This is a genomic window from Pseudomonas sp. FDAARGOS_380, from assembly GCF_002591235.1.
Lineage (GTDB): Bacteria > Pseudomonadota > Gammaproteobacteria > Pseudomonadales > Pseudomonadaceae > Aquipseudomonas > Aquipseudomonas salmasensis.
The window spans coordinates 5,513,232-5,539,019 of the sequence record NZ_CP023969.1; the positions used below are offsets into that span (position 1 = coordinate 5,513,232).

Below are 25,788 nucleotides of genomic sequence, written 5' to 3' on the forward strand. Positions count from 1 at the left end.
ATCCTGAATGAGCGCGTTGTCCTCGAGTTTTTCGCGAGCAAGCTCGCTCCTACAGGGGCCGGGCTAATTTCAAGCCTTCTGTTTTTCTACCCACTTGCCGTAGGCATCGATGAACGCCTGCAGGAACGGCTTGGTTTTGTCCGACACCTTCCCCGCCTCATCGAACACATTGCCCGCCCCGCCCAGGTAGGCTTCCGGCTGCTGCATGCACCACACATCCAGGAACACCAGGGACTGGCGCAAATGGTGGTTGGCGCCAAAGCCGCCGATGGCACCCGGCGAGACGCTGATGATGGCCCCGGGCTTGCCGCTCCAGGCGCTTTGCCCGTATGGGCGCGAGCCCACGTCGATGGCGTTTTTCAAGGCAGCTGGCACAGAGCGGTTGTATTCGGGGGTGACGAACAGCACCGCGTCGGATGAACTCACTTGTTTGCGGAAAGTGCTGTAGGCTGCTGGCGGTGTTGCACCGTCGATGTCCTCGTTGTAGAGCGGCAAGTCGCCGATTTCAACAATGTTCAACTTGAGATTGGCAGGGGCCAGTTCGGCCAGGGCCAGCGCGACCTTGCGGTTGATCGACTCTTTTCTCAAGCTGCCCACCAGGACGGCAATCGTGTAGACCTTGCTCATTGAGGTTTCCCGACTTCTGAATAAAGGAGCTTGTAGTTATAGAGGCTTCGCGGCGCGTTCACCAGAGGGTTATGCGGATTCCCTCGACGTTTTCCTTGCAAGCGTTTGCGTAGGAAGCGTCTGAAAATATCAGCGAATAGTATTTTTTTCTTATAGGTAAACTACCCCGCTCCCTGACGGTCTACAGAACCGCAAATCGAGTGTTTATCTCCAGAGGTTCTAAACAGATGGCTGCAGTACTTGTTGGACAGTTTCATGCCAGAGACGCGGAAGGCCGCGTGTATTCGGTGCATGAGTTCCAGGAATCCAACCCGGCGCAAGGCGACCTGGCGGGATCGACGCCCACCGTGACCTACAAGCTGGCCATTGGCGACCGTGTAGAAAAGCTGGAAGGTGATGAATTCAAACTGATCCAGTCGGGCACCATTCTCGTGCGCGAGTCCGAAACCACTCTGGCATCGTAAACGCTTGCCTTGTTCACCTGCTCAGTCCTGGCGACTGGGCTGGGAACGCTCATGGGCGGCGGATCTGCGTTACCTCTATGCCCTGCTCGTCTTGCTTGAGCGTCACCAGCAACTGGCCGCGCTCCCCTTGCACCGTATACATCGAGCGCTTGTAACCCGCCGCGTTGTACGCGGGGTAAGCCTCAACCTCCCTGACCAGGGTAATCCCCACTACTGCGCCCACCTGCTCGTCCACCTGTTGCTGGGTGCGGATAAAGGCTTCCAGTGCGAGGCTGTCCTGGGTCGGTTCATCCTGATAATTGAAGAAGTAAGCCGCCAGGCCTCCCACGGTCACCAGGACCAGGAGTTGCTTGGCCGTTACCCCGAAGAACGTCGAGGGCAGAGGCATATGAGACCAGACCTGTTTTTTATTTTAAGTACCGGCAAACCGGCAGGGGTCGTTGCTGATCAGACTCGTCATTCTAGTGGGGTCGTGGCTGAACGCCATAGCCTGGGACGACCCCGGCAGTCTTTTTTACGCACGAAGGCCTGCGCCATTGAATCCCCTGCGCACTGCACATAGACTCCGGCCATGCGTTTACGTCATATCGAAGTGATTCAGGCCATCTTGCAAACCGGCCACCTCGGCACCGCCGCCGAGTGGTTGCAACTCCCCGTGGGCGAAGTAGACGCCACCCTCAAAGACGCGGAGCAGCAACTGGGCTTTATGCTGTTCGCCAGCGTGCGCGGGCGCTTGCAAGCCACCCGGGAAACCTTGGAGTTGCAGGCGCAAATCACTGCTCTGTACGAAGCCCTGGAGCCGCTGCAACGCCTTGCCAGCCGTTTGAAACACCACCACGCGCCGCCCTTGCGCGCCCTCTGCACGCCGCCGCTGGCCAACCAACTGCTGCCCCAGAGCATTGCCGCGCTGCGTCGACGCTTCCAGGACATGCCGTGCAACCTGTCGAGCCAACCCACTGGGCAGATCATCAACAGCCTGCTGTTGCATGAAGCCGATGTAGGCCTGAGCCTGCATGACCCTGAGCATCTACAGATCCAAAGCACGGTGCTGGCCCAAGGCAAATTGCAGCTGCTGGCCCCCCATGGCTGGCTCAAGCCCAAGCAAAAATACATTGCGTTGCAGGACTTGGCCGGCCAGTCGCTGATCGGCCTGGAAGGCCATGACCCGCTCAGCCGCTCGCTGGATGCCAAGCTGCAAGCCCTGCGACCATTGCCCGTGGTGCAGACGCGGGTGCAAACCTACCCGATGATGCGCGGCCTGGTGGAAGCCGGAGAAGGCCTGGCGATTGTCGACCCGTTCACCGCCTTCGGTGCGCAGGAGTCCGGGCTGGATACCTGCCCGTTATCACCGCCCATTCCGGTCAGCCTGTACGCACTGACGTTGAAGAATGCCGCGTCCACACCCGCGCTGAATGCGCTGTTGGAAATCGTCGCGCAAAAAGCCCAAGCCCTGCTGGCGGGCTCGCCAGCACCGTAACGGGGCTCCGCGCCCTTGCCTTCCTGGCACGACACACGGCCTTAAAGAAAAGACAGGAACCCCATCCTGTGCGCAGGGCACTCATCCAGCACAAAGCACAAGCTTTCTAACGGATGAACAGCGCAACCAAGGATTGATACCCATGCTCCCACTTCCCAATGCACTGGCGCACTTGCCGCTGCTGCACCCTGCTGCCCTGACTCAAGCACCGCCCCTGCAGCCTGCGCCCACGACGCAGTCCTTGCCGGTGGCGGGCTCCACCAACGATGTGGCCCCTGACGAGCTCGACAACCCGGCAGCCCTTAAACAAGCCTTCAGTGAGCGCTGTAACTGGCAGCTACTGGCAGACAACCTGGGCGAACTCCTCAAGGAACTCAACGACGCCTTCCCTGGCGAGGTGTCGGACCGCCAACGAGGCGCGCTCGAAGCCCGGCTCGCCACGCATCTGGCAACCTCCACGCTACCGGTGTGCGAGGGCTCACGGTACTGGCGGCAACACAACCTGGCGCCCAACAGCCGGGTCAAGCTAGGTACATTCCTCAGCGGCAGCGGCGTGCCCGCACCCAAGACCCTTGAGGCGTTGCTGGCGCTTTATCAAGTGGCGACCAAGCAGGTGCAGACGTTTCCCCTGGGCAATTACGGTGGCGCCCTGTCGTGGCCGATCCCGCTGTCGGCGCACGACCAACAAGCCCTCATTGACCTGTTGAACACACCAGACCCCGCGTTGCCGGAACTGCCACTGACCGATAAACAGGGTGTGCTGGGCTACCTGTGCTCTGTCACTCACCTGTCGAGCAACGACTTCAAATTCCCGGCCAGCGCCATGGAAATGCTGCTGGGATCGGCCAAGGCGCAAGCACTGGGCCAGTTCCTTCAAGCGCAACTGGGCGGCATCGCAACCAACACCAGCGTCAATGACTACTTGCTGGCAGCCATTGCACTGGGGCTGGACCCGCAATCCCTGGGAACACCGGCCCGCAACAGCGTGAGTGGCTTTGATCTCGGCCAACGGGCGCTCTGGAACCAGCCGCCCAACGTGGCGATCGAGGGCTTGAGCCGCCATCTGGTCAAGGAAGGTCGAGCGTCCAAGGCATCGGCCGACCTGGCAGCGCGCCTGTTGCTGGCACGTACCGCACCGCAGTATCTGGTCAAGGACATACCGCCCAACGTGACCTACGCCAGCGTGGCCTGGACTCAATTGGAGATCGCCGTGGCCAAGCTGGAGGTCGAGTCGCCGGGACGTGCACTCACCATGACCTACAGCGAGGTACTGATAGCCGCCGAGACCACCGATGCCGGCGCAGCGCTGACGCAGACGATCCATCGCGAAGCCTTGCACAACTGGGGAATCGTCAACGGTTACGTGAAAGCGGACACCTCCCCCAGCGATACGCAGATGCGCGCCACACAAACCGCCTTCAGAACTCAGCAACAATCGTTGCAGGCCACCGCTCAGGCACTGGCAACCCCCATTCCGATGCGTGAGGAGATGGGCATGCAATTGCTGCGGGAAAAATTTCCCGGTGTGCCGGACGACGTCTTCAAGGCAAAGCACCTGACCAAGGCCCGACTGGTTCCAGGGCGGCCGGGGCGCTTCCCCGGTACCCACTCGATGCTGGATGTGGTCATGCAGGGTGCCAAGGTCGACAACAGTGACAGCGAGCATTGGACCACCCAGGACAAGCGCATCCCCATCATGGCGTTCTGCGCGCTTTCCGATAGCGGCGTACTGTCGGTCGCAGACGCCTTTGACCAGCACTACAAACCTGCAATGGAGGCACTGGAAAAAGGTCATGCGGGAATGACCCAGCACCTGATATCGACGTTACCACCGCAAGATCGGGAAAATTTCGAATATGGCCAGCTCGAATTTTTCCATACCAACGACTACTTCATAGAAGCCGATTTTTCGAGCAAAACCCTGATCAAGAAAGGCCATACGCTGGATGTGAAAATCACCCGCAACGGGCAGGTCAATATTTATCGGATCGACACCCGCGCCGGGAACATTACAAAACACAATTACCTCGCGCATATTTATTCGCCGCCCTATTCCCGGCTCGATATGCGCGACGCAAACACCTTGCACAGGACCGTGCGCTTCAACCCGTTCGCAGACGAGCACGCCCAACGATCCAAGGAAACACCGGCACGCGTTGAAACACCGCAGGTGTTCGACTCCGAGCGCACCCGCTACATCGCCAAAGTGCTCACCCAACGTCTGGACCTGCACGGCGATGACCTGCTCCAGCACGCCCGCGGAACCACTTCATACGATAAAACCAGCGCCGCCAACCAGGCCATCGGCGAGTTTTTTCTCAACATGATTCCTTTCAGGTCGGCGATTGTTAATTTCATGCAGGGCAATATCGGCGACGGCTTGATGGACCTCGGCCTGGATGTGATCGGGCTGGTGACACTGGGCGCCGGCAAAGCCGCCCAGGCCGGCAAAGTGCTGAGCAAGGGCGTGTTTGGGGTCAAAGGCGTCGCCAGAACTGCACGGTTCGTCGGCACCGTCGCGCTCGAGGCGCTTAACCCACTGGGAGGCGCAGGCGATTTGCTCAAGGGCATCAGCCGCTGGGCCTGGTCCAAGGGCACGAAAGCCTTCAATACGCTCAGAGGCGCCACCGGCAGCTACGACCTGCTCAAAGCCGCCAGTACCCAGCATGGCCTGGTTTCCACAGGTACCGCCAGGGTTGCCGGGCATGACCTTGAAATGGGGGCGGTGTTCCAAGGTGGCAACTGGCACGCCTTTGATGCAGCAAAGGGCTTGCCCTATGGGCCGCCACTCCAGCATTTCCAACCCTCGGTGGTGGCTGCCAACGGCGAGCTCAAGGTGCTCAATACACCGTCGCTGCAGGGTTACGAGGCCACGGTCTCTGCAGACCTGCTGCAGGTCAAAGGCTTGCAAGGCAACGTCTACATAGGCCCGAACAATAAAGAATATGTAAAGGTTGACGGCACGCTGTATGAGTCCAACCTGAAAGAGGGCCAGCGCTTTATAAGGCATCCGTCTGGAACCGGCGTCGACCTTCCAATCAAGGATGTGGGCGTTGCAGGTTGGGAACCGATTTCACGCGGTCACCGTTTGCCCGGAGGCGCCCCCACTACAACCCATTGGCGATTATCCGACGACACGTTCGTCGTCCCCCTTGATGATGTAAAGATAACGCGTACAGGGGCTTCCCCCTACGCCGTCCACTACAAAGGCCGCGATCATACGGTGACGTTTGATACGCAGGTCGGCGCATGGAAAAGCGAGATGTCGAATACTCACGGTCCCGGCAGCCAGGCGAACACAGGCGCCATGTATTTTTGGCGGACCGGCAAGGGGAAATGGAGGCTGGGTAGTGTCGATGAGTTCAATCACGCCAAAAAAATCAAAACCCACAAACATATCTTTGTTAACGCGCCGTCTATTTCTCTGACGGTCCCGCCTAACGCCAAGCCAATTCCCAAAGAGATTCACTACTTCTGGGCCGGCGGCCATATGAATCCTCACTTGCAGGACAACATAAGGATCAATGCGGTCAGCGCGCCTGGCTATAAATCTATCGTTCATGTTGATGCGAACGACCAGAGGACGTTTGTCAAACTCAAAAATCAACTGGAGGCCAACAAGTCAGGCATTGAGGTCAGAAACCTTCATAAAGACGACGTTTTCCAACAGTTAAAGTCATCCGACATGTATGCCTATTTCCGCCAAGGCCAGGGAACCAACCTTGCTGCAGCCTCGGATGTGGCGCGCTATCCGATCATGAAGAAATACGGCGGCATTTACCTTGACACTGACGACAGCATTGTCGCCACCGTCAAAGACACCGAATTGCGCGCGGCGCCCAACGACATTCTGTTAAACAGCCCCGTCGCCATTGAATTCACTGACTACAAAAATTTCTACAACACCAGCAACTTCGCCACACAACCTGACAACCCTGTCATCGACACCATTATCAGTGAGATGCGCACCCGCTTCGCTAATAACAAAGACTACTTCACCGCACACCGTCCCACCGTTCAACAAGGCGAGACACCCAATGCTGAGTTCTACGAGTACGAGCGTAAAATTTTTGAGACGGTTGGCCCCGATATGTTTAACGACATACTGAAGTCGCGCAGGCCTGACATGTATGACCTTGGTTTTGATAGATTAAAAGAAGTCACACTGGTTGATAATAAACCGGTGCGCAACGGGCCGGCTATCAACATAGAAGCGGTCATACACGAGCAGTATAAAGCGCAAGGCATCGTCCCACCGAGCGATACGCGAGACAAAATGAACGCGGTAAAAACCCATTACTTTCCGTTCGCCTTGGATTTTAAAATCAAAACCGGCAACGAACACTCTTGGATGTACACCTGAGCATTGAGGTAGCGGGACGGGCCGGCATAAATGCCGCCTGGTCCCCGCCAGGGTCAACATCGTCAGCCGTTCATACCGCCTCGCGCTCCGATTTGAACAACCGATACCAGAAAATCGCGACCTCGCGGGTGTGCGGGTCGATCCCGCGATAACGCAACTGATCGATACCGCCCATCACATAGCCACAGCGCTCATACAGGCGACAGGCGCCGAGGTTGTTGTTCTGGGTCTCGAGCATCATGCCCGGCAGGTTTTTCTTGCGGGCCCAGAATTGCGCCACGTCCAGCAGTGACTTGGCCACGCCATGTCGGCGCGCCGGCAACGCCACGGCCAGCTCGTCAACGTGGGCAAAGCCGTTCCAGTTGGTGCTGACCACGATATGCCCCACGGCACAGTCGTCCAGGTACGCCATGAAGATCGAGCTGTCGGCGGCGTCACGGAAACTGGCGAACTCCTCCGGGTCGATGCCATAGCACTTGCGGTACGGCAGCACGCGCTCCACTGGCCATTGGTCAACGCGCTGGCCCATTTGCGGCACCCCATAGGCGCTGACTTCAAAGCTGAAATCATTGCCCCACACATAGGCGTCAAAACCTTCGTCGGCGACTCGCACACTGAGTCCTGGATACTTCGGGTTCATTACAGCTTGCATAACCTTCCTTAACCCTTGATGCAGTCGACGGTATAACGACGGCCACTGCCGTCATCTTCGTGTTGCAGCCCATGCACATCCGCGACAAAACCGGGGAAACTGCTATCGAACGTGCGGGCAAATGCCAGGTAATCGATGATCGAACGCGTTGACTCGGTGAAGCGTTCGCCAGGCATGATCAGTGGAATGCCCGGCGGGTAAGGCACCAGCATCACGGCGGCGATGCGTCCGGCCAAGGCATCGATAGAGACCGCCTCCACCTCGCCCCTGACCAACTGATCGTAGGCGTCGGCAGGTTTCATCGCGATTTGCGGCAATACCGTATACATACGCTTGAGGTGCCTGGCCGTGGCATTGCTACGGTAACAGCTGTGCAACTGGTCGCAAAGGTCGCGCAGCCCCAGGCCTTGATAACGCGCCGGGCCTTGGGCATACACCGACGGCAAGCAACTGGCCAGGCTGACATTGGCATCGTAGCTACGCTTGAACTCCAGCAGCTCGGTGAGCAAGGTGCTCCATTTGCCTTTGGTAATGCCCATGGAAAACAGCACGAGGAACGAATACAGCCCAGTTTTCTCCACCACCAACCCGCGCTCCCAGAGGAACTTGCTGACCACTGCGGCGGGAATCCCGCACTCGCTCAAGGCCCCGCCTGCGTTGAGGCCAGGCATCACCAGCGTGACTTTGATCGGGTCCAGCAGCACGTAGTCTTCGACCACATCGCCAAAGCCATGCCATTCATCCCCAGGATGCAACAGCCAATCCGCCGTGGCGACCCGGTCGATGCCTGCGACCGAGGGTGGTTGCCAGATGGAAAACCACCAGTCCTCGGCCGCGATATGTTGGCGCAAGTTAGCCAGGGCGCGACGAAAACTTAAGGCCTCGTCGAACATTTCCTGAAGCAGCGAGCGCCCGGCCGGGCCTTCCATCATCGCCGAGGCCACATCCAGCGACGCGATGATGCTGTATTGCGGCGAGGTGGAGATATGCATCATGAAGGCTTCGTTGAAGCGGTCACGGTCCAGTTGCCGTGCGCCACCGTCCTGCACGTGGATCATCGACGCCTGGCTGAAGGCGGCCAGCAATTTATGCGTACTGTGGGTGGTGAACACCAAGGGGCTGTCCGGCGTGCGCGAGGTGCCCATGCCATAGCGCCCGGCGAAGAACTCGTGAAAGGCGGCGTAGGCGTACCAGGCCTCATCGAAGTGCAGCACCTCGACACTGCTGCCCAACTGCTGCTTGATCAGTTCGGCGTTGTAGCACAGGCCGTCGTAGGTGGAGTTGGTCACCACCGCCAATTTCACTTTCGGTGGTCGCCCACGGGTCAAGGGGCTGGCGTCGATCTTGGCGCGGATCGACTCAGGGCTGAATTCGCTCAGGGGGATCGGGCCGATGATCCCCAGCTCGTTGCGCTCCGGGCACAGGTAGAGAGGGATCGCGCCGGTCATGATGATCGAATGCAGCACCGACTTGTGGCAATTGCGGTCCACCAGCACCAGGTCATCGCGCCCCACCATGGAATGCCAGACGATCTTGTTGGCAGTGGACGTGCCGTTGATCACGAAGAACGTATGGTCGGCGCCGAAGTTACGCGCAGCGCGGGCCTCGGCTTCGGCCAAAGGCCCGGTGTGATCGAGCAGCGAGCCCAGTTCGGGCACCGATACCGACAAGTCCGAGCGCAGGGTGTTCTCCCCAAAGAACTGATGAAACGCCTGCCCCACCGGGCTTTTTCGATAGGCCACGCCACCGCCATGGCCGGGGGTGTGCCAGGAATAATTGGAGTCGGCGGTGTGTTGCACCAAAGCCTTGAAGAACGGCGGTAACAGGCCATCCAGGTAAGTGCGTGCGGCGCGGGCGACTTGGCGCGCCAGAAACGGCACGGTGTCTTCGAACAGGTAAAGGATGCCGCGCAGTTGGTTGAGCTCGCTCATGGCATCGGCAGGGGCGTTTTCCAGGGTGACTTGCTCGCCCAGCGCAAAGATCGGCAGGTTGGGTGCGCGCAGCCGCGCCAGGCGAATCAGCTCTACCATGTTTTGCAACAGATGGGTGTTTTCCCCGGCGCCTTCGGCGGCGATCAACATGCAGGCCAGACCGTGATGGGTAGCGGCCACCAGCCGCCCCTCGGCGTAGTCCACCGCAGAAAAAATACTGAAGCCCTCCTGTTCCAACTCCCTGGCGATGCCTCGAACCCGGTCACCGGCAACGGTGTCGGCCTTGATGTCACGGTGCACGATCAGAACGGGGAACTTCAGGTCTTTATACATGAGCACTCTTACTCCGGAGGCTTTGCACAAGGGTAGAAGCTGGAAGCAAAAGTGGCGAATGAAGATTTCACAGGTGGTCGAGAGGTATCTACATAACTTCGGTACGGGGCTGAACCTGTGGCGAGGGAGTTTGCTCCCGTGACGGCCTGCCTGCCGGCCATACCGCAATCAAACTGTGGGAGCTGGCTTGCCTGCGATGACGGCCTCCCAGCCGACACCTATCTACCTGATACCCCACAATCCAAATGTGGGAGCGGGCTTGCTCGCGAAGGCGGCCTGACAGGCGACACAGTGGGATTGTGTACATATCCATTGCTGCGGTAACGGCTACTTAGGGTTCCGCTCTGACAGCGGGTCACTTTTGGAAAAGAGCCCCAAAAGTAACCAAAAGGGCTCTTGCCCCACCACTCGGCACCTCGCTTAGGCTCGGTGTGCCCGTAATCCGCCAGTGATTTGGGGGGCCGCCGCCACGCGCCATCCATGGCGCGGGGCGGCTAAACCGGCATCCCTGCCGGTTTACCCCCCAAATCCCTGTCGAATTCCGGCCAGCGTGGTTTGACGGGGCGCTTGAGATCAAGATCAAAAGCAGATCAAGAGCGGCTCGCTTCGCATCGTGGTTACCGTCGGCTGTCAGGCAGTCATCGCAGGCAAGCCAGCTCCCACATTTGGATCGCGGGGCGTCAGATAGATAGGTGAACGCTGTTATTGCTGGGTGAGTTGCGTCCACAACGCCGGCGCACCCGCCGCCTTGGCAATCGCCTCCAGCCGCGCCGCATGCTCGGCCAGGTCCTGCTCGCTGGCGCGGATGATCGGCGTCGGCTTGCGATCAGCCGGCAAGCGGCGGATTTCCGAAGGGCGGTTGCCCGAGCCCTCCGCCGAACCGCTGCCATCGGACGCATTACCGGCCAGGGACAAGCTGGTCTGCCCACCGGTCATGGTCAGGTAAACGTCGGCGAGGATCTCGGAGTCGAGCAAGGCGCCGTGGAGTTCACGGCCGGAGTTGTCGACGCCATAACGCTTGCACAAGGCATCGAGGCTGTTGCGTTGGCCCGGGTGACGCTCGCGGGCCATCATCAAGGTATCGAGGATCGTGCAGTGCTGGGAGATGTCCGCACGGTCGGTCTGCCCCATCAGGGCAAATTCGTTGTTGATGAAACCGATGTCGAACGCCGCGTTATGGATGATCAACTGGGCGCCGTTGATGAACTCGAAGAACTCATCGGCCACTTCGGCAAAGCGGGGCTTGCCCTTGAGGAATTCATCGGTGATGCCGTGGACGCCAATCGCCCCTTCGTCACTGTCACGGTCCGGTTGCAGATAGACGTGGAAGTGGCGGCCGGTCAGGCGGCGCCCCATCAGTTCGACACAGCCGATTTCGATGATCCGGTGACCATCGGTCACCGGCATGCCGGTGGTTTCGGTATCGAGTACAACAGATCGGATGGCCATCAGGGTTCAGCTCTCAACGGTTCGGTACAGTTCAAGGGGCGGGATATTAGCACGCTCTGTAAACGAAGCGCCCCATGGCACCCAGCCACCGGTGAACACCCAACAGTTTTTTACAAGGTTTAGCAAACTTGCTGCTGATTCAGCTCTGCTTGTAGCCGCGCACTTCATCCACGCCACGGTTGGCCAACTGGTCGGCGCGCTCGTTGCCAGGGTGGCCAATGTGCCCGCGTACCCATTTCCAGGTGATGTCGTGACGGTTGCACTGCTCATCGAGCAATTGCCACAGGTCGGCGTTCTTGACCGGCTCCTTGGCCGCCGTCTTCCAGCCGCGTTTTTTCCAGTTGACCATCCACTCGTTGATGCCCTTCATCACATATTGCGAGTCGGTCACCAGCAGTACGTTGCAGCGCCGCTTGAGTTCTTCGAGGCCGCGAATGGCGCCCATCAGTTCCATGCGGTTATTGGTGGTATTGGCTTCGCCGCCCCACAGTTCCTTCTCCACGCCCTTGCACACCAGCAAGGCGCCCCAGCCACCTGGGCCCGGGTTGCCCTTGCAGGCGCCATCGGTGAAGAGTTCTACGCTATCGGTCATCGGTTATTCGGCCTGAAATCAAAAAGAGGTTTTACGGTTCGCGTTGTTCGCGGTTGACCTTGGCCAACGGCATCGGCACGAGCTTGCCGATCGGCTCGCGGCGCACTTGCTGCACCGGTCGCAGCCCGACCACGATCTTGCGTGCAACCAGCAAATAGAAGCCGCCACCCGACAGCTGCCAGGCCCCTGCGCGGCGTTCCCAACCGGCCAGGCGGCCCTGCCACTTGGCGGTCGCAAGCGGCGGACGATAGCACCCGAAGCGGCGTTTCTCCAGCGCGAAGCCCAGCAGGTTGAGCCAGTCGCCCACCCGTGAGGGCGCGATGCAACGCGCCTGGCGCAGTCCATCATGGGCGAACACCCGGCGCAGGCCCCAACTGCTCCAGGGGTTGATGCCGACAATCAGCAAATGGCCACCAGGGCGCACGCTGCTCGCCGCTTCGCGCAACAAACCGTGGGGCGACAGGCAGAAATCCAGGCCATGCTGCAACACCACCACATCGGCGGCGTGTTCGCTCAAGGGCCAGGCCTGTTCCTCGCAGACGATTTCCACCCCCGGCAACGGCGCGCCCAGGCGCACATTGCGTTGCACCTGCGGCGCCGAGGGCGGCGTGTCGGCCGACGGGCCGTAGTGCACTAGGTAGCCACCAAAGAACCGGCCCAGCTCGTCTTCGAGCATGCGCCGCTCTTCTTCCAGCAAAAACTGCCCAATCGGCCCGGACAACCATTCGCGGGCCGCGCTGATCAGGGCCAGCCACTCAGGATCGGCCTGGGCGAACGCTTTATCAGTCATTGCATTCTCCAACTCGCCTAGACGTTCTAAGATGCACCAATGTGTTCAGCTTGGCGAATCGAAGAATGATACAGATCAGTGCCCTACCCGCCTTCACCGACAACTACATCTGGTTGTTACAAGACCCCGCCACCCAGCGCTGCGCCGTGGTCGACCCCGGCGATGCCGCGCCAGTGCTGGCCTGGCTCAAGCAGAATGCGGCGTGGACCCTCAGCGACATCCTGGTCACCCACCATCACCATGATCATGTAGGCGGTGTCGAGCAACTGAAAAATGCCACCGGCGCCAAGGTCTACGGCCCGGCCAACGAAAAGATCCCGGCGCGGGATGTGGCCTTGCACGATAACGACCGTATCAACGTGCTGGGCTGGGACTTCGACGTGTACGCCGTGCCAGGCCATACCCTGGGCCACATCGCCTTTTACCACCAAGGCGTACTGCTGTGTGGCGATACCTTGTTCGCCGCCGGCTGCGGTCGCCTCTTCGAGGGCACGCCCGAACAGATGTACAGCTCCCTGGAACGCCTGGCCGCGCTGCCCGCCGATACGCAGGTGTACTGCACCCACGAGTACACACAAAGTAACCTCAAGTTTGCCCAAGCCGTGGAGCCGCACAACGCCGACATCACCGAACGCGTGGAAAATGTCGCCCAACTCCGCGCCCGTGGCGAGATGACGCTGCCATCCAACCTGGCCTTGGAAAAACTTACTAACCCATTTTTGCGCACCGCTGAAACATCCGTTAAACAAAAAGCGGACGAACGGAACGGCCGCGACAACCGCTCTGGGGCCGAGGTGTTTGCTAGCTTGAGGGCTTGGAAAGATAAGTTCTAACCAGATGCAATCTGATACGTAATTTCTGAATGGTTGACCGGAACCACAGCGCTTTCTAGAATCGCCCGACATTTTTGCCCGGAACTTACTTCCAGCCAATGTCGTCATCTATTCGTAAATCCATTTCTTCAGACGCATTGACCCGCCTGGCTCAAGCCGTGGCGGTGGCCGTTTCCGCAACTCTGGCGGGCTGCCAATCGACCAATTACGCTGCACAATCCACCGTGCAACCCAAACCGAATCTTGCTGCCAAGATCAAGCAAAAACCTATTTGGCTATCAGAGAAGCCTAGCCCCGAAGTGCCCCAGGATGTCTGGGAACGCATGCGTCGGGGCTTTCAATTGCAGGACGGTGTCGGCGTCAACCCGCGCATCGAGCAACAGCGCCTGTGGTTCGCCAGCAACCCCTCCTTTCTGGAGAATGCCGGCGAACGCGGCAGCCTCTACATTCATTACATCGTCGAACGCCTTGAAGAACGCAACATGCCCCTGGAGCTGGCGCTCCTGCCAGTGATTGAAAGTGCCTACAACCCAATGGCCTATTCGCGCAGCGATGCGGTCGGCTTGTGGCAGTTCATTCCCTCCACCGGGCGCTACTTCAACCTGCGCCAGACCCGCGCCTACGACGGCCGCCGCGACATCACCGCGTCCACCACGGCCGCCCTGGACTATCTGACGCGTCTGCATGACATGTTCAACGGCGACTGGCTGCTGGCCCTGGCGGCTTATAACGCCGGCGAAGGCACGGTCAGCCGGGCAATCGAGCGCAACGAAAAACTCGGCCTGCCCACCGACTACTGGAACCTGCCCCTGCCTCAGGAAACCAAGGACTACGTGCCCAAGTTCCTGGCCTTGTCCCAGGTGGTATTGGCGCCCGAAGCCTACGGCGTCAACCTGAACCCGATTGCCAACACGCCGTACTTCGAAGTGGTTGAAGTCAAGCAAAGCATGGACCTGTCACGGGTTGCCGCGCTGGCCGAGATCGACGAAGACGAACTGTTCCAGCTCAACCCGGCGTTGAAGCAACGCACCACCCTGGACGGCCCCCAGCATCTGCTGGTGCCGACCTCCAAGGCCCAACTGCTGACCAGCACCCTTTCGACGATGAAGCCGGAAGAATTGCTGAGCATGCGCCCGAAAAAGCCGGTGTTCGACGAAGTCGAGACCAAGGCCGTTGCCGGGCGCACTCGCAGCTACAAGGTACGCAGTGGCGACAACCTCACGCTTATTGCCAAGGCCAACAAGGTCGATGTGCATGACCTGCAGCGCTGGAACAAGCTCAACGGCCAGGCCCTCAAGGTCGGCCAGACCTTGGTGATGCAGGACACGCGCAAAGTTGCGGCGAAAAAACCGGTGCAGTACAAGGTCAAGAAAGGTGACTCGCTGTACATGGTGGCCAAGCGCTTTAACGTTGAGATGCAACACCTCAAGCGTTGGAACCCGCGTACCGGCCAGGCATTGAAGCCAGGCCAGATGCTGGTGGTTTCCGGGCCGCGCTAAGGCCTCAGGCATTGTGGGGAACCCATGTGGGAGCGGGCTTGCCCGCGAAGGCAGCCTGACAGCCGACCAGAACGTTGGGTCTGACCGGGTATATATCCGTTATTTAGGTAACGGCCACTTAGGGTTCCGCCCTGACGGCGGCTCACTTTGCAAAAGCCGGAATGCCGGCCCAGGCCAAAGTAAGCAAAACGCTCTTGCCCCACCACTCGGCACCTCGCTTGGGCTCGGTGTGCCCGAACGCAGGCTTGAATCCGTGGGCCGCCGCCACGCGCCATCCATGGCGCGGGGCGGCTAACCCGGCGTCCTGCCGGGTTACCCACGAATTCAAGCCTGCGTTCGGCCAGCGTGGTTTAACGGGGCGCCTGAGATCAAGATCACAAGCAGATCAAGAGCAAGAGCGGCTCGCTTCGCATAGTGGTTAGCGTTGAGCATTACAGCGTTGTGTAGAGACCGATGCACATGGGCCTATAGCCAATTTCAAGATGCTTTTTCCAACCGGAACAAGCTGTTACTGTACCGATCATAAAGCCCAAGCCGCCCGGATCGGATCTCTGACTTGAAGCGTCCCCTCCTTCTACTAATAAGCCTGGCCTTGAGCTTTGCGGCGAACGCGACGATCACCGAGAGCCACGGTTATGCGCAGTTCGGCACACTCAAGTACCCAGCCAAATTCACCCATTACGATTGGGTAAACCCTGCAGCGCCTAAAGGCGGGACATTGCGGGTGATGGCATTTGGCACCTTCGATACGCTCAACCCCTATACCTTCAAGGGTTCAAGCCCGGTTTCCACCGCCAATTTCCTGCAGTACGGCGTCAACGAGCTCAATGAACCCTTGATGGTGGGCACTGGGCAATACGCGCCGTCCGGCGATGAACCCACCTCCAGCTATGGCCTGATTGCCCAATCGGTGGAATACAGCGAGGACCGCAGTTGGGTGGTGTTCAACCTGCGCCCCGAAGCGCGCTTTCACGACGGCAAGCCGATTACCGCCGATGACGTGGCGTTCTCCTATCGCACCCTGCTGACCGAAGGCCACCCGCAGTACCGCACCAACCTGCAGGAAGTGGCTCGGGTCGACATCCTCAACCCTCACCGTATCCGCTTTGTGTTCAAGCGCGCCGGCAACCCCTTGCTGATCCTGCGCCTGGGCGAGTTGCCGGTGCTGCCCCAGCACTACTGGAAAAACCGTGACTTCAAGGCCACCACCTTCGAGCCACCCCTGGGCAGTGGGCCTTACCGCATCACCAAGGTGGCGCCTGGGCGGCAACTGGTGTTTGAACGGGTCAAGGATTACTGGGGCAAAGACCTGCCGGTCAACCAGGGTTTCTATAACTACGACAAGGTCGAAGTGGAGTTCTATCGCGACAGCGACGTGGCCTTTGAAGCCTTCAAGGCCGGTGAATTCGATATTTATATAGAGCATCAGGCCAAGAACTGGGCCACGGGCTACAACTTTCCGGCGGTCAACCGCGGCGATGTGATCAAGGCGCAGATCGCCCATCAGATCCCCACCCAGAGCCAGGGCCTGTTCATGAATACCCGGCGGCCGGCGTTCAGCCAGGCCAAGGTGCGCGAAGCCCTGGGGTTGATGTTCGATTTTGAATGGACCAACCGTACGCTGTTCAGCAGCGCCTATAAGCGCTCGGTGAGCTATTACCCCAACAGTGAATTCTCGGCCACCGGCCTGCCGGTGGGCCATGAGTGGTTGATGCTCTCGCCCTACCGCGACCAACTGCCGGCCGCGCTGTTTACCCAGCCGTTCAACCTGCCACACACCGACGGCCGCGGCATCCCCCGCGAAACCCTGCGCCAGGCCCTGGCCCTGCTCAGCGAGGCCGGCTGGAAACTGTCGGGGCAGCGCCTGCTGGACAAGAACGGGCAACCGCTGCGCCTGGAAATCCTGCTGGTCAACCCGAACCTTGAGCGCATCCTGCAACCTTATGTCGAAAATCTGACCCGCATCGGCGTCGACGCCCGCTTGCGCACCGTTGACCGCGCACAGTACAAACAGCGCCTCGATCAATTCGATTTCGACATGATTCTGATGACCCTCAGCCAGACCTTGAGCCCCGGCCTTGAGCAGTGGCAGTACTTCCACTCCAGCCAGGCCGCAATCAAGGGCAGCAAGAATTACGCCGGTATCGCCAACCCGGTGGTCGACCACCTGCTCGACCAACTGCTGGCGGCGCAGACCCGCGAAGAACAACTGGCCGCCGGCCGCGCCCTGGACCGGGTGCTGCTGTGGCAGCACTACAGCATTCCCAACTGGTACCTCAACTATCATCGCCTGGCGTACCGCAACCGGTTCGCCTTCGTCACCACGCCGCCCTATAGCCTGGGCCTGAGCGCATGGTGGCTGAAAGCTTCGGAGAAAGCCCAATGATGTCCTTGCGTACTACCCTGCTCGCCAGCCTGTTGCTGTGCACCGCGGCGCACGCCGCGCCACAACATGCGCTGACCCTCTACAACGAGCCCCCCAAGTACCCCGCCGACTTCAAGCATTTTGACTACGTAAACCCCGACGCCCCCAAGGGCGGCACCTTCCGCGAATCGGCCATGGGCGGTTTCGACAGCCTCAACCCCTACATCAGCAAGGGCGTGCCAGCGGACAACCTGCCGCTGATCTACGACACCCTGGCCACGCAGAGCCTGGACGAACCCATCACCGAATACGGCCTGGTGGCCGGCAAGATCGAAAAAGCCCCGGACAACAGCTGGGTGCGCTTCTACCTGCGCCCCGAAGCGCGCTTCCATGACGGCCACCCGATCCGCGCCGAAGACGTGGTGTTCACCTTCCAGACCCTGATCAAGGAAGGCAACCCGCTGTACCGCAACTACTACGCCGACGTCGATGAAGTAGTGGCCGAAGACCCGTTGCGCGTGCTGTTCAAGTTCAAGCGCACCAACAACCGCGAATTGCCGTTGATCCTTGGGCAGTTGCCGGTGCTGCCCAAGCATTGGTGGGCGACCCGGGATTTTTCCAAGGGCAACCTGGAAATCCCCCTGGGCAGCGGGCCTTACCAGGTGGCGGAGGTCAAGCCGGGCCGCATGATTCGCTACGAGCGGGTCAAGGATTATTGGGCCAAGGACCTGCCGGTCAATAAGGGCTTCTATAACTTCGATACGCGCATCACCGATTACTACCGCGACAGCACGGTGTCCCTGGAAGCCTTGAAGGCCGGGCAGTTCGACTACTGGCTGGAGTTCAGCGCCAAGAACTGGGCCAATGCCTACAACATTCCAGCGGTGAAAGAAGGCCGCTTGATCAAGGAAGAAATCCCCAACGGCAACCCCACCGGCATGCAGGGTTTTGTGTTCAACATGCGCAAGCCGATGTTCCAGGATGTGCGCGTGCGCAAGGCCATCAGCCTGTTGTTGGATTTCGAATGGAGCAACAAGCAGTTGTTCAACGGTGCCTACACCCGCACCCGCAGCTATTTCGAAAACTCGGAAATGGCCGCTACCGGCCTACCCGGCCCGGATGAACTGGCGATCCTTGAACCGCTGCGTGACAAGATCCCTGGCGAAGTCTTCACCCAGGCCTTCGAACCGTCCCACACCGACGGCAGCGGCATGATCCGCACCCAACAGCGCGAGGCCTACCAACTGCTGCAAGAGGCAGGCTGGAAGATTGTCGACGACAAAATGGTCGACAGCACCGGCAAGCCCGTGACCATCGAGTTCCTGCTGGCCCAGACCGAGTTCGAGCGCATCCTGCTGCCGTTCAAGCGCAACCTGGCAGACCTGGGCATCGACCTGGTGATTCGTCGCGTGGACGTCTCGCAGTTCATCAACCGCCTGCGCTCGCGCGACTTCGACATGCTGGTGGGCAGCTTCCCGCAATCCACCTCGCCGGGTAACGAGCAGCGCGAGTTCTGGAAATCCTCCAGCGCCGACAAGCCCGGCAGCCGCAACTACATGGGCCTCAAGGATCCCGCCGTCGACCAGTTGGTGGAAGAGTTGATCGACGCCGGTTCGCGCCAGAGCCTGATCGCCCACGCCCGGGCGCTGGATCGTGTGCTGCAGTTCGGTTACTACGTGATCCCCAACTGGCACATCAAGACCTTCCGTGTTGCGTACTGGGACCACCTGGGCCACCCCAAGGTCTCGCCACGCTACGACGTCGGCACCGCCACCTGGTGGGCTAAACCCGACGTCAAACCGGCGGTATCCCTCGACACCACGCAGAACGCCGATGCGGCGAGCGGAGGCAATTGAATGCTGGCCTATATTGCTCGCCGCCTGTTACTGATCATCCCCACGCTGTTCGGGATCCTGCTGATCAACTTCGTCATCATCCAGGCCGCACCCGGCGGCCCGGTAGAGCAGATGATCGCCAAGCTCGAAGGCTTCGACGGTGCCACCAGCCGCATTGCCGGCGGTGGGGCCGAAGTCGCGGTGGCCGGTTCCAGCTACCGTGGCGCCCAAGGCCTGGACCCGGCGCTGATCAAGGAAATCGAAAAGATGTACGGCTTCGACAAGTCGGCGCCGGAACGCTTGTGGATCATGGTCAAGAACTACGCCCGGCTGGACTTCGGTGACAGCTTTTTCCGCGACGCCAAGGTCATCGACCTGATCAAGGAAAAGATGCCGGTGTCCATTTCCCTCGGGTTATGGAGCACCCTGATCATGTACCTGGTGTCCATCCCCCTGGGGATCGCCAAGGCCACGCGCCACGGCAGCCATTTCGATGTGTGGACCAGCTCGGCGATCATCGTCGGCTATGCGATACCGGCGTTCCTGTTCGCGATCTTGCTGATCGTGGTGTTTGCCGGTGGCAGTTATTTCGACTGGTTCCCCTTGCGCGGGCTCACGTCCAACAACTTCGACGAGTTGAGCTGGGGCGGCAAGATCCTCGACTACTTCTGGCACCTGGCGCTGCCCGTCACCGCCCTGGTGATCGGCAACTTCGCGACCATGACTCTGCTGACCAAGAACAGCTTTCTCGACGAGATCAACAAACAGTACGTGGTCACCGCCAAGGCCAAGGGCCTGACCAACAGGCGCGTGCTGTATGGCCACGTGTTCCGCAACGCCATGCTGCTGGTGATCGCCGGTTTCCCTTCGGCCTTCATTGGCATCTTCTTTACCGGCTCGTTGCTGGTGGAGGTGATCTTCTCCCTCGACGGCCTGGGGCTGATGAGCTTTGAAGCGGCGATCAACCGTGACTACCCGGTGGTGTTCGGCACGCTGTTTATCTTCACCCTGCTGGGGCTGATCGTGAAACTGATCGGCGACCTCACTTACACCCTGGTCGATCCGCGTATCGACTTTGCCAGCCGGGAGCATTGAGATGAACCTGTCCCCCCTCAATCGCCGCCGGTTCGAGCGGTTCAAGGCCAACAAACGTGGCTGGTGGTCGCTATGGCTGTTCCTGGTGCTGTTCGTGCTGAGCCTGGGCGCCGAGTTAATCGCCAACGACAAGCCCCTGGCAGTGCACTTCGACGGCGGCTGGTACTTTCCGGCGCTCAAGCGCTACCCGGAGACCACCTTCGGCGGTGAATTCCCGTTGGAAGCCAACTACAAGAGCCCGTACATCCAGGAACTGCTCAAGGCCAAGGACGCCTGGACCTTGTGGGCGCCGATTCCGTTCAGCTACCAGAGCATCAATTACGACCTGAAAGTGCCGGCCCCGGCGCCGCCGTCCTCGGTCAACCTGCTGGGCACCGATGACCAGGGGCGCGATGTGCTGGCGCGGGTGATCTACGGCTTTCGCGTGTCAGTGCTCTTCGCCCTGACGCTGACCATCCTCAGCTCGATCATCGGCGTGATTGCCGGCGCCTTGCAGGGCTTTTATGGCGGCTGGGTCGACCTGGCCGGGCAGCGTTTCCTGGAAATCTGGTCCGGCTTGCCGGTGCTCTACCTGCTGATCATCCTGGCCAGCTTCGTGCAGCCCAACTTCTGGTGGCTGCTGGGGATCATGTTGCTGTTTTCGTGGATGAGCCTGGTGGATGTGGTGCGCGCCGAGTTCCTGCGTGGGCGCAACCTGGAATACGTGCGAGCGGCGCGGGCGCTGGGCATGCAGAACGGCGCGATCATGTTTCGCCACATCCTGCCCAATGCGATGGTCTCGACCATGACCTTCCTGCCCTTCATCCTCACCGGCGCCATTGGCACCCTCACCGCCCTGGACTTTCTCGGCTTCGGGCTGCCGGCAGGTTCGCCGTCGCTGGGTGAGCTGGTGGCCCAGGGCAAATCCAACCTGCAAGCGCCGTGGCTGGGCATGAGTGCCTTTGCGGTGCTGGCGATCATGTTGAGCTTGTTGGTGTTTATCGGCGAGTCCGCTCGCGATGCGTTCGACCCGAGGAAATGAGATGAATCCGGACAATCTGATCGAAATCCGCGACCTCAGTGTCGAGTTCGTCACCGGCGAGCATCATCACCGCGTGGTCAACCACGTCAGTTTCGACATCAAGCGCGGCGAAACCCTGGCGCTGGTGGGCGAAAGCGGTTCGGGTAAATCGGTCACCGCCCATTCGATCCTGCGCCTGCTGCCCTACCCGTTGGCCAGGCATCCGTCGGGCACCATCGAATATTCAGGACAAAACCTGCTGACGCTCAAAGAGAAGACCCTGCGGCATATACGCGGCAATCGTATTGCGATGATCTTCCAGGAGCCGATGACCTCGTTAAACCCGCTGCACTCCATCGAAAAACAGATCAACGAAGTGCTCGGCCTGCACAAGGGCCTGACCGGCAAGGTCGCCACCCAGCGCACGTTGGAGTTGCTGGAACTGGTGGGTATTCCCGAACCGCACAAACGCCTCAAGGCGTTGCCCCATGAGCTGTCCGGCGGCCAGCGCCAACGGGTAATGATCGCCATGGCCTTGGCCAACGAGCCGGAGTTGTTGATCGCCGACGAGCCGACCACCGCCCTCGACGTCACCGTACAGTTGAAGATTCTGGAATTGCTCAAGGAGTTGCAGGCGCGGCTGGGCATGGCGCTGTTGCTGATCAGCCACGACCTCAACCTGGTACGGCGCATCGCCCACCGCGTGTGTGTGATGCAGCAAGGTTGCATCGTGGAACAGGCCGATTGCGAGACGCTGTTCCAGTCGCCCCAGCATCCCTACACCCAGGAACTGCTCGCGGCGGAGCCCAGTGGCGGTCCGGCCAATAATGAGGTCGGCCCACCGCTACTGGAGGTGGACGACCTGAAAGTCTGGTTTCCGATCAAGAAAGGCTTTTTGCGTAACACCGTGGATTACGTCAAGGCCGTGGACGGCATCAACTTCAGCCTGCCCCAAGGGCAAACCCTAGGCATCGTGGGCGAAAGTGGCTCGGGCAAATCCACCCTGGGCCTGGCAATTTTGCGCCTGATCGGCAGCCAGGGCGGGATTCGCTTCGAAGGCCAGCAACTGGACCGCCTCAGCCAACAGCAGGTGCGCCCGTTGCGCCGGGAAATGCAGGTGGTGTTCCAGGACCCTTTCGGCAGCCTGAGCCCGCGCATGTGCGTCAGCGAGATCGTTGGCGAAGGCCTGCGCATCCACAAGATGGGCACGCCCGCCGAACAGGAAGCGGCGATTATCGCGGCGCTCAAGGAGGTGGGCCTGGATCCCGAATCCCGGCATCGCTACCCCCATGAATTCTCCGGCGGCCAGCGCCAGCGCATCGCCATTGCCCGAGCGCTGGTGCTCAAGCCGCGCCTGATCCTGTTGGACGAACCCACCTCGGCCCTGGACCGCACAGTACAACGCCAAGTGGTAGAGTTGCTGCGCGGCTTGCAGGCCAAGTACAACCTGACCTACCTGTTTATCAGCCATGACCTGGCGGTGGTGAAGGCGCTGAGTCACCAATTGATGGTGGTCAAGCAAGGCCAGGTGGTGGAGCAAGGCGACGCCCGGGCTATTTTTGCCGACCCGCAGCATGCCTATACCCGGCAGTTGCTCAAGGCGGCTTTTTTGGTACCGGCCTGACGTAACGCGGGTGCAAATGCAGGAGAACTAACGCTATGTCGCCGAGCCCTACCGCCCGCCCCGCAGATGCACCGCGCTTCTGGCGCGACGAACGCCTGCCGTTCATCGAAGCGCGCACCATCGCCGACGGGCGCAAGGTTACCTACACCCGGCACGCCCATGAGCATTTTTCCATCGGTGCGATTACCACGGGCTGTAGCTATTACCACTACGGCGCGCAAACCTTCGACATCAGCGCCGGCACCGTGGTGCTGATGAACCCCGGCGATGTGCATGCATGCAACCCCATCCATGACCAGCCCTGGTCCTACCACATGCTGTACCTCGACACGCCGTGGCTGACCGACCTGCAATACCAGTTGGGGTTCAGTACCGACCAGGGCTACCGGCCCTTCGACACGCCCCATACCCGCGACACCGCGCTGTACCACGGCTTGCTCGACCTGTACCGCACACTGGTGGATGAACAGGCCGATCTGCTGCAAAAACAGAGCGCGCTGGTGAGTTACTTCACCGAGGTACAACAGCGCCTGAACCCTTCGTTGGCGCCGGTGCGCGAGGTCAACCACAAACTGGAACGCGCCGCCGACTACATTCGTGCCCACTGCACGCAGGCCTTGAAACTCGAAGACATCTGCCAGGCCGCCGACTTGTCGCCGTCTTACCTGATCCGCGCGTTCAAACAGTATTACGGCTTGACGCCCCACGCCTTCATGGTCAACCGACGCATCCAGTTTGCCCGCAGCCAACTGCGCAATGGCGCACTGATTGCCGACGTCGCCCTGGCCGCGGGCTTTGCCGACCAGGCACACTTCCAGCGCACCTTCAAACAACACTTCGCGGCCACGCCGGGGCAATACCGCGAAAACCTCAAGCCATCAGCAAATAACCCACACTGGCCACCAGCAACGCGGCCATTGAGCGGTTGAACAAGCGCACCCCCTTCGGGTTGTGCAAATAGCGGCGCAAAAACGTCCCCGCATACGCCCAGCACGCCACCGATAGGTAGCAGATCACCAGGTAAAGCGCGGCAAACAACCACACCTGCGCCGCATCGCCATCGGCCACAAACAACCCCATACCGGCCACACACGCCAGCCAGGCTTTCGGGTTGAGCCACTGCATGATCGCGCCGTACAGCATCGACGGCGCGGTCTGTGCACCATCAGCGTCCAACCGGCCATCATCCACCGCCAGCTTCCACGCCATATACAACAAGAACGCGACTCCGCCCCAGCGGATCAATCGGATCAGGATCGGCCAGCGCACCAGCACTTCATGCAGCCCCAGGCCAATCAGCACCAACAACAAGGTGAAACCTACGGCGGCGCCCAACACATGTTTCTGGCTGGCGACAAAACCGAAACGCGCACCGGCACTTAAAGCGACCACATTAACGGGGCCCGGGGTGATGGACGTGGCCAGGGCAAAAGCGGCCATGGAGAGAATCAAGCTCATTACAGTTCCTTGTGTGATGCCAACGATGTTGAGATCACGGTAACGCGCACAAAGACGAGAGGTATTGAAGAAAATGCCCCTTTATCTTTCAGAACGAGCGCTGTTGATTTACGCCCCACCGCTAACCACGATGCGAAGCGAGCCGCTCTTGCTCTTGATCTGCTTTTGATCTTGATCTTAAGCGCCCCGTCAAACCACGCTGGCCGGAATTCGACAGGGATTTGGGGGGTAAACCGGCAGGGATGCCGGTTTAGCCGCCCCGCGCCATGGATGGCGCGTGGCGGCGGCCCCCCAAATCACTGGCGGATTACGGGCACACCGAGCCCAAGCGAGGTGCCGAGTGGTGGGGCAAGAGCGCTTTGCTTACTTTCGCGCTTTTCGAAAGTGAGCCGCCGTCAGGGCGGAACCCTAAGGGGCCGTTACCGCAGCAATGGATATGTACACAATCCAACTGTGTCGCCTGTCAGGCCGCCTTCGCGAGCAAGCCCCACAGTTGGATGGTGGGGTGTCAGGTAGATAAGTGTCGGCTGGCAGGCCGCCATCGCAGGCAAGCCAGCTCCCACAGTTGGATTGCGGAGGTATCAGGTAGATAGGTGTCGGCTGTCAAGCCGCCATCGCAGGCAAGCCAGCTCCCACAGTTTGATTGCGGGGCACCAACGTTGAACCTCCCGCTTGAGCCTTCAGCACCAGTGACCTTACGGTGCCAAAGGAACAACGTTTCTCTATGATGTGGCCTTTGACTGAACATCCCTGGAACCGCCCATGCCCACCCTCACCTTGCGCAACGCCCTGCCCACCGACGCCGCACGCTGCTTTGAAATCGAAACCACCGCCTACGAGGGCGACGAAGCCGCAACGCTTGAAAAGATCACCACGCGCATCGCACAGTACCCCGAGGGCTTTTTGATCCTGGAGGAAGATGGCGCAGTGGTGGGTTTCATCAACTCAGGGTGCGCCCATGAAGTGGTGATGTCGGACGAGGCCTTCAAGGAGTTGGTGGGCCATGTGGCCGAGGCGTCGAATGTGGTGATCATGTCGGTGGTGGTCGACCCGGCCCATCAAGGCAAGGGCTATGCGAAAAGGCTGATGGCCGAGTTCGTGCAACGCATGCAAGCAATGGGCAAGCGCAGCATCCACCTGATGTGCAAGGAGCAGCATGTGCCGTTGTACAGAACAATGGGCTACACCTATGTGCGCCCTTCGCCGTCGGATCATGGGGGTATGGCGTGGCATGAGATGGTGAGAATGCTTTAATGCAAGCCGTTGCACGAGTAATTGCAAAAGTGTTTCCAAGCGTGAAGCCGCCAAAAAACCTGCAACGACACAGTGTGTTTCAGTGAGTGAAAACCTGGCACTGCGCTGCGCTATCTGACAACCAGGCTGACTTTTCGGCGCGTGGGC

Annotated in this window: 20 protein-coding genes; 12 read left to right on the forward strand and 8 right to left on the reverse strand. The window is 60.0% G+C overall.

What is annotated here, in order from left to right:
- Positions 1-69 precede the first annotated feature (69 nt).
- The gene (locus CRN80_RS25650; protein ID WP_078467420.1) at positions 70-627 is read right to left on the reverse strand and encodes an NADPH-dependent FMN reductase; all 558 of its coding nucleotides are present in this window, start codon (positions 625-627) and stop codon (positions 70-72) included.
- A gap of 227 nt (positions 628-854) precedes the next feature.
- Here CRN80_RS25650 and CRN80_RS25655 point away from each other — a divergent pair, with 227 nt between their 5' ends.
- Entirely contained in the window at positions 855-1,091 is a 237-nt protein-coding gene (locus tag CRN80_RS25655) for a hypothetical protein (RefSeq protein WP_032892208.1), read from the forward strand.
- A 49-nt stretch (positions 1,092-1,140) separates the two neighbouring features.
- Here the strand turns inward: CRN80_RS25655 and CRN80_RS25660 are convergent, their stop codons facing one another.
- A complete protein-coding gene (locus CRN80_RS25660; protein ID WP_098951822.1) occupies positions 1,141-1,479 on the reverse strand; it encodes a hypothetical protein in 339 nt (112 codons plus the stop codon).
- Positions 1,480-1,662: 183 nt separating this feature from the next.
- Here CRN80_RS25660 and CRN80_RS25665 point away from each other — a divergent pair, with 183 nt between their 5' ends.
- Together CRN80_RS25665 and CRN80_RS25670 are read left to right on the forward strand one after the other, a co-directional pair.
- Positions 1,663-2,568, forward strand: coding sequence for a LysR substrate-binding domain-containing protein (locus CRN80_RS25665; RefSeq protein WP_098951824.1), 906 nt, complete (start codon positions 1,663-1,665; stop codon positions 2,566-2,568).
- A gap of 142 nt (positions 2,569-2,710) precedes the next feature.
- Positions 2,711-6,931 carry a TcdA/TcdB catalytic glycosyltransferase domain-containing protein gene (locus tag CRN80_RS25670; protein WP_098951825.1) on the forward strand — a complete coding sequence of 1,407 codons (4,221 nt, stop codon included), beginning with the start codon at positions 2,711-2,713 and terminating at the stop codon, positions 6,929-6,931.
- Positions 6,932-7,001: 70 nt separating this feature from the next.
- Here the strand turns inward: CRN80_RS25670 and CRN80_RS25675 are convergent, their stop codons facing one another.
- The 5 genes from CRN80_RS25675 to CRN80_RS25700 form a co-directional block, all read right to left on the reverse strand.
- The gene (locus CRN80_RS25675; protein ID WP_081089351.1) at positions 7,002-7,583 is read right to left on the reverse strand and encodes a GNAT family N-acetyltransferase; all 582 of its coding nucleotides are present in this window, start codon (positions 7,581-7,583) and stop codon (positions 7,002-7,004) included.
- 8 nt (positions 7,584-7,591) lie between these two features.
- Entirely contained in the window at positions 7,592-9,847 is a 2,256-nt protein-coding gene (locus CRN80_RS25680; RefSeq protein WP_047710655.1) for an Orn/Lys/Arg decarboxylase N-terminal domain-containing protein, read from the reverse strand.
- 702 nt (positions 9,848-10,549) lie between these two features.
- Positions 10,550-11,290, reverse strand: coding sequence for a DNA polymerase III subunit epsilon (dnaQ, locus tag CRN80_RS25690; protein ID WP_164692278.1), 741 nt, complete (start codon positions 11,288-11,290; stop codon positions 10,550-10,552).
- Between the two features lie 145 nt (positions 11,291-11,435).
- Entirely contained in the window at positions 11,436-11,888 is a 453-nt protein-coding gene (gene rnhA, locus CRN80_RS25695; RefSeq protein ID WP_003173571.1) for a ribonuclease HI, read from the reverse strand.
- A 31-nt stretch (positions 11,889-11,919) separates the two neighbouring features.
- On the reverse strand, positions 11,920-12,678 hold the full coding sequence (locus CRN80_RS25700) for a class I SAM-dependent methyltransferase (protein ID WP_003190694.1): 759 nt from the start codon (positions 12,676-12,678) through the stop codon (positions 11,920-11,922).
- A 65-nt stretch (positions 12,679-12,743) separates the two neighbouring features.
- Here CRN80_RS25700 and gloB point away from each other — a divergent pair, with 65 nt between their 5' ends.
- The 8 genes from gloB to CRN80_RS25745 all read left to right on the forward strand — a co-directional run bounded on the left by gloB (position 12,744) and on the right by CRN80_RS25745 (position 23,858).
- Positions 12,744-13,511: a hydroxyacylglutathione hydrolase gene (gene gloB / locus CRN80_RS25705; RefSeq protein ID WP_098951827.1), complete on the forward strand. Its 768-nt coding sequence runs from the start codon at positions 12,744-12,746 to the stop codon at positions 13,509-13,511.
- Between the two features lie 98 nt (positions 13,512-13,609).
- Complete coding sequence (locus CRN80_RS25710) at positions 13,610-15,010, forward strand: transglycosylase SLT domain-containing protein (protein WP_020301567.1); 1,401 nt, start codon at positions 13,610-13,612, stop codon at positions 15,008-15,010.
- 556 nt (positions 15,011-15,566) lie between these two features.
- Positions 15,567-17,396: an extracellular solute-binding protein gene (locus tag CRN80_RS25720; protein ID WP_098951828.1), complete on the forward strand. Its 1,830-nt coding sequence runs from the start codon at positions 15,567-15,569 to the stop codon at positions 17,394-17,396.
- Positions 17,393-19,231: an extracellular solute-binding protein gene (locus CRN80_RS25725; RefSeq protein WP_032892217.1), complete on the forward strand. Its 1,839-nt coding sequence runs from the start codon at positions 17,393-17,395 to the stop codon at positions 19,229-19,231. Before CRN80_RS25720 ends, CRN80_RS25725 begins: the two co-directional genes overlap by 4 nt.
- Positions 19,232-20,305, forward strand: coding sequence for a microcin C ABC transporter permease YejB (locus CRN80_RS25730; RefSeq protein WP_032892218.1), 1,074 nt, complete (start codon positions 19,232-19,234; stop codon positions 20,303-20,305). It abuts the gene before it with no gap.
- 1 nt (position 20,306) lies between these two features.
- Complete coding sequence (locus CRN80_RS25735) at positions 20,307-21,326, forward strand: ABC transporter permease (protein ID WP_003190688.1); 1,020 nt, start codon at positions 20,307-20,309, stop codon at positions 21,324-21,326.
- Position 21,327: 1 nt separating this feature from the next.
- The gene (locus tag CRN80_RS25740) at positions 21,328-22,929 is read left to right on the forward strand and encodes an ABC transporter ATP-binding protein (protein WP_098951830.1); all 1,602 of its coding nucleotides are present in this window, start codon (positions 21,328-21,330) and stop codon (positions 22,927-22,929) included.
- A gap of 35 nt (positions 22,930-22,964) precedes the next feature.
- Positions 22,965-23,858 (forward strand): AraC family transcriptional regulator, encoded by an 894-nt coding sequence (locus tag CRN80_RS25745; protein WP_032892220.1) that lies wholly within the window; start codon positions 22,965-22,967, stop codon positions 23,856-23,858.
- Here CRN80_RS25745 and CRN80_RS25750 read toward each other — a convergent pair.
- Positions 23,800-24,387: a LysE family translocator gene (locus CRN80_RS25750; RefSeq protein WP_056784402.1), complete on the reverse strand. Its 588-nt coding sequence runs from the start codon at positions 24,385-24,387 to the stop codon at positions 23,800-23,802. The two genes, CRN80_RS25745 and CRN80_RS25750, sit on opposite strands and share 59 nt — an antisense overlap.
- Positions 24,388-25,149: 762 nt before the next feature.
- Here CRN80_RS25750 and CRN80_RS25760 point away from each other — a divergent pair.
- Positions 25,150-25,641, forward strand: coding sequence for a GNAT family N-acetyltransferase (locus tag CRN80_RS25760; RefSeq protein WP_098951833.1), 492 nt, complete (start codon positions 25,150-25,152; stop codon positions 25,639-25,641).
- The last annotated feature ends 147 nt before the right edge of the window (positions 25,642-25,788 follow it).

What these genes read in the sequence shown, in the direction of transcription:
- CRN80_RS25735 (WP_003190688.1), top strand. Translation starts at nt 20,307, where the DNA reads ATGAACCTGTCCCCCCTCAATCGCCGCCGGTTCGAGCGGTTCAAGGCC.
- CRN80_RS25660 (WP_098951822.1), bottom strand. Translation starts at nt 1,479, where the DNA reads ATGCCTCTGCCCTCGACGTTCTTCGGGGTAACGGCCAAGCAACTCCTG.
- gloB (WP_098951827.1), top strand. Translation starts at nt 12,744, where the DNA reads ATGATACAGATCAGTGCCCTACCCGCCTTCACCGACAACTACATCTGG.
- CRN80_RS25710 (WP_020301567.1), top strand. Translation starts at nt 13,610, where the DNA reads ATGTCGTCATCTATTCGTAAATCCATTTCTTCAGACGCATTGACCCGC.
- CRN80_RS25730 (WP_032892218.1), top strand. Translation starts at nt 19,232, where the DNA reads ATGCTGGCCTATATTGCTCGCCGCCTGTTACTGATCATCCCCACGCTG.
- CRN80_RS25675 (WP_081089351.1), bottom strand. Translation starts at nt 7,583, where the DNA reads ATGCAAGCTGTAATGAACCCGAAGTATCCAGGACTCAGTGTGCGAGTC.
- rnhA (WP_003173571.1), bottom strand. Translation starts at nt 11,888, where the DNA reads ATGACCGATAGCGTAGAACTCTTCACCGATGGCGCCTGCAAGGGCAAC.
- CRN80_RS25725 (WP_032892217.1), top strand. Translation starts at nt 17,393, where the DNA reads ATGATGTCCTTGCGTACTACCCTGCTCGCCAGCCTGTTGCTGTGCACC.
- CRN80_RS25700 (WP_003190694.1), bottom strand. Translation starts at nt 12,678, where the DNA reads ATGACTGATAAAGCGTTCGCCCAGGCCGATCCTGAGTGGCTGGCCCTG.
- CRN80_RS25745 (WP_032892220.1), top strand. Translation starts at nt 22,965, where the DNA reads ATGTCGCCGAGCCCTACCGCCCGCCCCGCAGATGCACCGCGCTTCTGG.
- CRN80_RS25680 (WP_047710655.1), bottom strand. Translation starts at nt 9,847, where the DNA reads ATGTATAAAGACCTGAAGTTCCCCGTTCTGATCGTGCACCGTGACATC.
- CRN80_RS25760 (WP_098951833.1), top strand. Translation starts at nt 25,150, where the DNA reads ATGCCCACCCTCACCTTGCGCAACGCCCTGCCCACCGACGCCGCACGC.
- CRN80_RS25740 (WP_098951830.1), top strand. Translation starts at nt 21,328, where the DNA reads ATGAATCCGGACAATCTGATCGAAATCCGCGACCTCAGTGTCGAGTTC.
- CRN80_RS25750 (WP_056784402.1), bottom strand. Translation starts at nt 24,387, where the DNA reads ATGAGCTTGATTCTCTCCATGGCCGCTTTTGCCCTGGCCACGTCCATC.
- CRN80_RS25670 (WP_098951825.1), top strand. Translation starts at nt 2,711, where the DNA reads ATGCTCCCACTTCCCAATGCACTGGCGCACTTGCCGCTGCTGCACCCT.
- CRN80_RS25665 (WP_098951824.1), top strand. Translation starts at nt 1,663, where the DNA reads ATGCGTTTACGTCATATCGAAGTGATTCAGGCCATCTTGCAAACCGGC.
- CRN80_RS25650 (WP_078467420.1), bottom strand. Translation starts at nt 627, where the DNA reads ATGAGCAAGGTCTACACGATTGCCGTCCTGGTGGGCAGCTTGAGAAAA.
- CRN80_RS25655 (WP_032892208.1), top strand. Translation starts at nt 855, where the DNA reads ATGGCTGCAGTACTTGTTGGACAGTTTCATGCCAGAGACGCGGAAGGC.